This is a genomic window from Ramlibacter sp., from assembly GCF_013697775.1.
GTDB lineage: Bacteria > Pseudomonadota > Gammaproteobacteria > Burkholderiales > Burkholderiaceae_C > Ramlibacter.
Map to the genome: position 1 here is coordinate 1 of NZ_JACCWG010000414.1, position 8,435 is coordinate 8,435.

General features: G+C 67.9%; 5 protein-coding genes. 2 read left to right on the plus strand and 3 right to left on the minus strand.

The features are described 5' to 3' along the window. From H0U68_RS20955 to H0U68_RS20965, 3 genes are all read right to left on the minus strand, one after another. On the minus strand, positions 1–4,964 hold a 4,964-nt coding region (locus tag H0U68_RS20955; protein WP_296358841.1), incomplete at its 3' end, for an amino acid adenylation domain-containing protein. Positions 4,965–5,130: 166 nt separating this feature from the next. Beyond that, complete coding sequence (locus H0U68_RS20960; RefSeq protein ID WP_296358842.1) at positions 5,131–5,346, minus strand: MbtH family NRPS accessory protein; 216 nt, start codon at positions 5,344–5,346, stop codon at positions 5,131–5,133. Between the two features lie 324 nt (positions 5,347–5,670). Then, on the minus strand, positions 5,671–6,399 hold the full coding sequence (locus tag H0U68_RS20965) for a Crp/Fnr family transcriptional regulator (protein ID WP_296358843.1): 729 nt from the start codon (positions 6,397–6,399) through the stop codon (positions 5,671–5,673). Positions 6,400–6,507: 108 nt separating this feature from the next. On the opposite strand from H0U68_RS20965, the gene H0U68_RS20970 reads away from it, so the two are divergent. Together H0U68_RS20970 and H0U68_RS20975 are read left to right on the plus strand one after the other, a co-directional pair. Next, positions 6,508–7,479: an acyltransferase domain-containing protein gene (locus H0U68_RS20970; RefSeq protein ID WP_296358844.1), complete on the plus strand. Its 972-nt coding sequence runs from the start codon at positions 6,508–6,510 to the stop codon at positions 7,477–7,479. 19 nt (positions 7,480–7,498) lie between these two features. Continuing rightward, a complete protein-coding gene (locus H0U68_RS20975; RefSeq protein ID WP_296358845.1) occupies positions 7,499–8,284 on the plus strand; it encodes a metallophosphoesterase in 786 nt (261 codons plus the stop codon). Positions 8,285–8,435 lie beyond the last annotated feature (151 nt).

Genomic DNA, 8,435 nt, shown 5'->3' on the forward strand with positions numbered 1-8,435 from the left:
GCTTCCAGCCGCGCGAAGTCCGCGCCCGGCGCCGGCTCGGTCGCCAGCTCGCGCTGCAGTTCTGCCGCAGTGGCGCTGTCGGGCAGGCGGTGCAGCAGGCTTTGCGCCGCGCGCATGGAGGCCAGCCGCGCCTGCGGGATGTCGCGCAGGGCCAGCACGGGAGGCGCCTCGCGCGCCAGGCGCTGGCGCAGCGCGTCCTCGCCGCTCCAGTTCTGCCAGTCGGGCGAGATCGCAGGCGCGGTCGCCGGCGCGGCTGCGCCGACCGAGATGACCACGTCGTAGCGAAAGCGCGTGAGTTCGTTGTCGACCTGGCCGCGCTTGGGCACCACGGCGATGCGGCTGATGCGCGCAAAGCGCTGGCGCAGCGCGTGGAAGTACGCGGGGTCGACCAGCAGCTCGGCTTCGCGGCGCGTGTTCTGCGCCACCAGCTGGCGCAGGTCGCCGGCACGCGCATCCGGCTCGGCCTGATGCAGCGCCATCGAGGTCTGCAGCAGTTCCAGCAGGCCCGCATGCCGCAGGTCGCCGACGAACACATGGCCGCCGTCCCCGACCAGGCCGATGGCGCCTTCCAGCACGGTGTTGAGATACGCCAGGCTGGGGAAGTACTGCGCCACCGAATTCAGCACCACCGTGTCGAACGGCGCGCCCGCGATGTCCTGCAGCTTGTCGGCCGGCCGCTGCAGCAGCGCGATGTCGCAGGGCATGGGCTCGCGCGCGGCCAGGCTGGCGCGCAGCTTGTCCAGCACCACGCCCGACAGGTCGGTGCCGCAGTAGCGCGTGCAGGCCGGCGCGATGCGGTGCAGCAGCAGGCCGGTGCCGCAGCCGATCTCCAGCACCTTGTCCGGCCCCAGCGCGCGGATGCGCGCCACCGTCTGGTCCACCCACTCGCGCATCTGCGCGGCGGGAATCGGCAGGCGGTCGTAGCTGCTGGTCCAGCCGGAGAGATCGAAGGTGCCGTCGAAAGTACCGTCAAAAGCCGCGTCGGACGCCACGGCGTCCTGCGCTGTGCTCTGGCCGTAGATCTGGTCGAACACCTGGTTCATGCCGGCGACTTGTTCGGCGTCGGCGGCGGGTTCGGCATGGCGAGACAGCAGGCCCTTGTGCGGCGCGGACGGCTGCATGGCCTGCTGCGCGCGATCGCGCACGGCGTAGATCTGGAACACGCCGGTGCCCAGCATGGCCTGCTTCTGGTGCACCACGCAGTCGAGGCCGTGCGCGCCCAGCATGGCGCGGATGGTGTCGACGCGGCCGTCGATGTCGTGCGTCTCGATCACCATCTGGCGGATCTTCGGCCAGTCCTGCGGCTCGATGCCGGACAGCACGTCGAGCTCGCTTTTCTCCACGTCGATCTTCAGCAGGTCGATGCGCTCGACGCCCGCTTCGCGGATCGCCTGCGACAGCGTGATGATGCGGCAGGGATAGACCTCGGCCTCGAACTTGCCTTCGAGCAGCTGGTCCATGTAGGAGCCGGCTTCCTCCGACTGGTTGCGCAGGAACCGTTCGGTCAGCGCACGCTCGGTCTGCACGTCCGCATACAGGCCCGAGTTGACGGACATGTTGCGGTAGTAGTGGATCTGCGTGGTCTGCGCGCGGTTGGACAGCCCGAACGGCATGGCGGTGGCGCCCGGCGCGTACATGGCCACGTTGCTCGCCATCACGTCGTACACCGGCGGCACCGGTTCGAAGGAGAACACGCGCGGGTTGGCGCAGCGGTCGTGCACGAACAGCGTGAACAGGCCGATGTTGGCGCCGACGTCGAACACCACCGCGTCGTCGCGCAAGGTCACGCCGTTCTGCAGGTAGATCTCCTCGTCGAAGATCTCCTCGAACACGGCGCGCGTCTCGTGCTGGTTGATGTGCGCAATGCGCAAGCCGTTGGGCAGCTGGTAGCGGTCCTGCGCTTCGGTGTCTTCCTCGCTGGGGACCACGTAGGCAACCAGGCGCTTGTCGCCGGGGCGGTCCTCGCGGGCCAGCACCAGCGCCTGCTTGACACCGGGTACCGCGGCCAGCGCGGCTTCGATTTCGCCCAGTTCGATGCGGTAGCCGCGCACCTTCACCTGCGCGTCCAGGCGGCCCAGGTATTCCAGCGTGCCGTCGGGCAGCAGGCGGGCCGCATCGCCCGTCTTGTACATGCGCTCGCCGGGTGCGCCGTGCGGGTTGAGGATGAAGCGTTCGGCCGTGAGCTCGGGCTGTCCCAGGTAGCCGCGTGCCAGGCCCGCGCCTGCGATGTACAGCTCGCCCGACACGCCCGTGGGAACGGGCTTCAGCCATGGATCGAGAACGTAAGCGCGCAGATCGCTGATCGGGCGCCCGATGATGCTGGCGGTTTTGTCCGTGTCGTCTGGCGTCACCTCGTAGTACGTCACGTGCACCGTCGTTTCGGTGATGCCGTACATGTTGACCAGTTGCGGCTGGTTCGCTTCGTGCCGTTCGTACCAGGGCTTCAACCGCGTGAAGTCCAGCTTCTCGCCGCCGAAGATGACGGACCGGAGCGCCAGCGGCAGAGCCTGCTGACCGTCTGCTTCGATCAATTGGTAGAACGCCGACGGCGTCTGGTTCAAGACCGTCACGCCTTCCCTGGACAGCAGCTCCAGGAACGCAGGCGGCGAGCGTCGCACGGCATCCGGCACGATGACCACGCGGCCACCGAACAGCAGTGCGCCCCAGATCTCCCAGACCGAGAAGTCGAAAGCGAACGAGTGGAAGAAGGTCCAGACGTCGCGTTCAGTGAAGTTGAACTGCGAAGTCGCTTCGAACAAGCGCAGCACATTCCCATGCTGCAGCAGCGCGCCCTTGGGCTTGCCGGTGGAGCCGGAGGTGTAGATCACGTAGGCCAGGTGCTGCGATTGGCTCGACGCGGGCGGATTGCTCTCGGGCAGGCCGGCAAGTGAATCCCAGTCGCGGTCCAGGCAGAACACCTCGAAACCCAACCCCGCTCGGGCTGAGCCTGTCGAAGCCCAGGCGTGCTGGGACCCTTCGACAAGCTCAGGGCGAACGGAGGGTGTCGGGCGAACGGACGATGTCGTCAACACCATCACCGGCTTCGCATCCGCAACCATTCCCGCCAGCCGCTGGGCCGGGTAATCCGGGTCCAGCGGCAGGTACCCGCCGCCGGCCTTCAGGATCGCCAGCAGGCCGACTACCATGTCGATGGAACGTTCTGCGCACAAGCCCACCAGGGCGTCCGGCACCACACCGCGCGAACGCAGGTGATGCGCCAGCACGTTCGCCCGCCGGTTCAACTCGCCATAGCTGAGCGACCGCCCTTCATGCGTCAGCGCAATCGCCTGCGGACGCCGCGCCGCCTGCGCTTCAAATAAGCCATGCAGCGTCCCATCCACGTCGTAATGGCGCGCATCGTTGCAAGCAGCGAGGATCGCGCCCTGCTCCTGCGCATCCAGCAGCGGCAGCTGCGATATCCGCGTCTGCGGCTGCGCCACCGCGGCTTCGGCCAGCACCAGGAAGCTACGGGCCATGCGCTCGATGGTGGCGCGCTCGAACAGGTCGGTGCTGAATTCGATCGCCGCGTGCAGGCGGTCGCCCTCTTCGGTGAAGAAGAAGGTCAGGTCGAACTTGGCGGTGGTGTTGTGCGCCTCTTGCGTCTCCAGCGTGAGGCCGGGCAGCGCCAGCTTGCCCATGGGCGCGTTCTGCAGGCCCAGCATCACCTGGAACAGCGGCGCGTGACTCAGGTGCCGCTCGGGCGCCAGCACGTCCACCAGGTGCTCGAACGGCACGTCCTGGTGCGCATAGGCTTCCAGCGCGGTGCGGCGCAGCTGTTCGACCAGGTCGGAAAAGCGCGGGTCGTCCTCCATGCGCGTGCGCAGCACCAGCGTGTTGACGAAAAAGCCGATCAGCAGCTCCAGCTCGCGCCGCGTGCGGTTGGCAATCGCCGTGCCGATGCACACGTCGCGCTGGCCGCTCCAGCGCGCCAGCAGCACGTTGAGCACGGCCGTCAGCGGCATGAACAGCGTGCCGCCCGCCTTCTGGCCAAGCGCGCGCAGGCCGCCGGTGATGGACGCCGGCACCTCGAACCTGCAGGTGTCGCCGCGAAAGCTCTGCACCGCCGGGCGCGGCCGGTCGGTCGGCAGCGACAGCAGCGTGGGCGCGTCGGCCAGCTTGCCCTTCCAGTAGGCCACCTGCCTGTCCAGTGCGTCGCCGCTCAGCGTCTGCCGCTGCCAGTGCGCGAAGTCGGCGTACTGGACCGGCAGCTCGAGCAGCGGCGAAGCGCCGCCCTGCGCGAACGCGGCATACAGCGCGCCCACCTCGCGCACCAGCACGCCCATGGACCAGCCGTCGGCCACGATGTGGTGCAGCGTGAGCAGCACCAGGTGCTCTTCCGGCGCCATGCGCAGCAGCGTGGTGCGGATGTTCTCGCCGTTGCGCAGGTCGAACAGGTGGTGCGACTCGGCGTGCCTGCGTTCGCGGGCGCGCGCCTCGCGCTCGGCGGGCGGCAGGCCGCTCAGGTCTGCCTGATGCAGCAGGGCCGGCTGGGGCGGCAGCACTTGCTGCAGCGGCGTGCCGTCGGCCACCAGGAAGCGGGTGCGCAGCGATTCGTGGCGGCGCACCATCGCGTCCAGCGCCGACTGCAGCGCCGGCACGTCCAGCGCACCGTGCATGCGCACCGCCACCGGGATGTTGTAGAACGGACTGTCCGGCTCCAGCTCGGCCAGGAACCACAGGCGCTGCTGCGCGAACGACAGCGCCAGCGGCTGGCCGTGCGGCACCCGCGGGATTGGCGCCTCGCCCGCTGCCTTCACGCCCTGGCTCGCCTCGCGTTCGCGCAGGTGCGCGATCAGCGCGTCACGATGGGTACGGATGCGCTCGCGCAGGTTCTCGCCGATGCTGCCCTTGGGTGCGCCCAGGCGCAGGTTCGCTCCATCCAGCCCCAGCGTCGCGCCGATGCTGTGCAACTCGGCCAGGATGGCGTCCACGGGGTTGGGGAGTTCGGCTTCGGACAAAGGCATGGATCGGTTCTTTCTGGGGCGGCACGCGCACGCGGGCGCGTGGCCTGGGCGCGGCAGCAAGCGCTGCCGGCGGCGGACGCGGGGGACGACAACGGCAATGCGGCATGCACCACGGCGCGCCGGAGCGCGGCCGCGGTGGCGGACCGCTAGGGAAATGCCGTCGTGCTCAGCCGGCCGATTCCATCTGCTTGCGCAGCGACAAGGGGCGCATGTCGGTCCACACTTTGGCGATGTGGTCCAGGCAAACCTGCTTGTCCGCCGTGGGCCCGTTCTCGCGCCAGCCGGCGGGAATGGGCTTCCCGGCGGGCCAGATCGAGTACTGCTCCTCGTCGTTCATCACGACGGTGAATTGGGCTTCCGGGCTCTCGTTCGTCTCGCTCATGTGGCGTGCTCCCTGTCTGGATTCATCAACTGCATCTCGGCCGCCGGCGATGGACCGGCGTATTGAACGCGTGCACTCTTTCCCACGCACACGCACCGCACAACAGGGTTTCCCCCAAGCAATTCCCGCGCCTGAGCGACACGGGCGATGCAGAGGCCTGTGCCGCCTGCATATTGCTTCTGGCTTATCGCGAATGCCGCTTCCTTATAGAAGGCCACGCACATACGGCCATTTGACGAGTTGGTGCAGAGTGAAAAGAGTGGTTCAGAATGCAAGTCGCACAAGCGGCTTCGGTATTCTAGAAATGCACTCGCGCCGATCGCGTCAGGAGTCCGAGGCGGCACGCGCGAACACGCTGGAGCGCAGCGCGTCCAGGTCCATCACGCGCAGGCCGCCGTACTCCACGCGGATGATTCCGGCCGACTTCAGAGCCGCCAGCGCCTCGTTCACCCGTTGGCGCGACAGCCCCACCAGGTACGCCAGCTCCTGCTGCGTGATGCGCAGCACCTGGCCCACGCCGGGATAGAGCACCGGGTTGAACAGCGCCGCCAGGCTGCGTGCCACGCGCAGGTCTGGGTTGTTCATGCGGTCGATCTCGCGCGCGGCGATGAATTGCGCCAGCCGCTCGTTCAGCTGGTTCATGACAAAGCGGTTGAAACCGATCGAGTGGTCCAGCAACCAATGGAAAGTGTCCACCGGAATACCGGCCACCACGCTCTTGCGCAGCGCCTGGATGTTGTAGCGGTAGCTCTCGCGCTTGAGGGCCGTGCCCTCGCCGAACCAGCCGCCCGGCGGCACGCCGGCGAAGGTCATCGTCTGGCCCTGCTCGGTGTCGCTGCTCATCTTCAGCAGCCCTTCGATCACGCCGAACCAGTAGGCGAGCGGCCGGCCGACGCGGCACACGTAGTCGCCCGTCTGGGCGGCGACCACCGTCAGCTGGCACACGGCGCGGTCGTACTCTCCCGCCTCCAGCACCTTCAGCCACGGAATGCCCGCCAGCTCATCAGCAGTGGGCGGGCGGCGCCGGTGGTACAGGGAGAATGGCTGAGTCACCTGGCAATCTTCACACAAAGTCGCCAATTCGAGAAAACAACGTCAAAGTTTAAGCCAGACCGGCGACAGTGCACGCTTTCGGAGCACGCCGCAAGGAACAATCGACCCATGAAGAACGTTTTTCTTTTCTCCGGACAAGGCTCGCAGTACTACCAGATGGGCGCGCCGCTGCTCGCGGCCCACGCCGGCTTCGCCGCCCGCATGCGCGCGCTGGACGCCATTGCCACCGGTGTCCTCGGCAGCTCGGTGCTGGCCCAGGTGTACGACCCGGCAAAGAAGAAGTCCGACGCGTTCACGCCGACCGCCGCCACCGGCGTGGCCATCTTCATGGTGGAGAACGCACTGGTCGAGGTGTTCCGCGAGGCCGGCATTACGCCGGACGTCGTGGTCGGCTCCAGCCTGGGCATGTTCGCCGCCGCCTGCCACGCCGGCTGCATGGATGCACGCGAGGCGATGCAGGCCATCGTGTGGCAGGCCGAGGTGCTGCTGCGCCACTGCCCGCGCGGCGCGATGATGGCGGTGTTCGATGCGCCGGCGCTGTACGAGCGGCAGCCGGAGCTCAAGCGCAACGCCGAACTGGCGGCCGTCAATTTCGCCGCGCACTTCACGCTGGCCGCGCCGGACGCGCAGCTGTCGCCGCTGGAGGCGTTCCTCGACCGCGGCAACATCGGCTACAGCCGCCTGCCGGTCGAGCTGCCCTTCCATTCGCGCTGGATGGAGCCAGCCAAGGACGACTTCCTGACCCACTTCGCCCGCATCCCCTACCGCGCGCCCACGCTGCCGCTGGTGTGCTGCGCGCGGGCCGGCGCTCTGCAGTCGCTGAGCGCCGACAATTTCTGGCAGGTGCTGCGCGAGCCGATCCGCTTCCAGCAGACCATTGCCGCGCTGGAGGCCACGGGGCCGCACCGCTACATCGACGCCGGCCCGTCCGGCACGCTGGCCACGTTCCTGAAGTACGGCCTGCCCAAGACCTCGGGTTCGCAGTACCACCCGGGCATTACCGCCTTCGACAACGACACCCGCCGGCTCGACGCGCTGCTGGCCCGCCTGCGCGCCGACGCCTTGCCTGCGGCCGGTTAGGCCCCACCTGCTTCCATTCATGCCCAGGATCTTCGCCACCTCCGACATCCATCTCGACTACGACGCCAACCTGAAGTGGCTGGCGCAGCTGTCGATGGCCGACTACACCGACGACGTGCTGCTGCTGGCCGGCGACGTCTCCGACCGCATGGGCATCCTGGAGCAGTGCTTCAAGGACCTGGAGAAGCGCTTTGCCAAAGTGCTCTACGTGCCGGGCAACCACGACCTGTGGGTGGTGCGGCAAAAGAACGTGCGCCATTCCCTGGACAAGTTCGCGTGGGTGCGCAAGCTGGCGGCCGACTGCGGCGTCTCTACCGAAACGTTCCACGCACCGGGCGTGTCCGTGGTGCCGCTGCTGGGCTGGTACGACGATTCCTTCGGTGTGCCCAGCGACGAGTTGCGCGAGGCCTGGGCCGACTACCGCGCCTGCCGCTGGCCGGAGGGCCTGGACCCCCGCGACCTGGCCACCTACTTCGCCGCCGAGAACGACCTGACCGCGCCGCCGCCGGGCCAGGCGGTGATCTCGTTTTCGCACTTCATGCCGCGCATCGACCTGATGCCCGACTACATACCGCCGCAGCACCGCATCGTCTACCCGGTGCTGGGCAGCACGATCATCGAGCGGCAGGTGCGCCAGCTGGGCTCTCAGCTGCACGTGTACGGCCACAGCCACGTGAACCGGCACGTGGAGCGCGAGGGCGTCACCTACATCAACAACGCACTGGCTTATCCGTCGGAGACGCGCATCTCCGCACGCGCGCTGAAGTGCGTGTTCGAGTACCCCTCGCAACCGTCCGCGCGCTAGCCGATTCCATGGGGGCAGCCCCTACTAGTGTAGTGCGCGCGAATTAGTTAAACTTTCGCTCGAAGGCATACTCCGATGGCCAAGGGGGTGTGATGCCATGCGGGTCGCCAAGTCGATTGAGCTGGATGGGCAGACGCAGCAGGAGCTTCGA

Bases quoted from the DNA above. Each gene is read 5' to 3' on its own strand.
- H0U68_RS20960 (WP_296358842.1), bottom strand. From the start codon at position 5,346: ATGAGCGAGACGAACGAGAGCCCGGAAGCCCAATTCACCGTCGTGATG.
- H0U68_RS20970 (WP_296358844.1), top strand. From the start codon at position 6,508: ATGAAGAACGTTTTTCTTTTCTCCGGACAAGGCTCGCAGTACTACCAG.
- H0U68_RS20975 (WP_296358845.1), top strand. From the start codon at position 7,499: ATGCCCAGGATCTTCGCCACCTCCGACATCCATCTCGACTACGACGCC.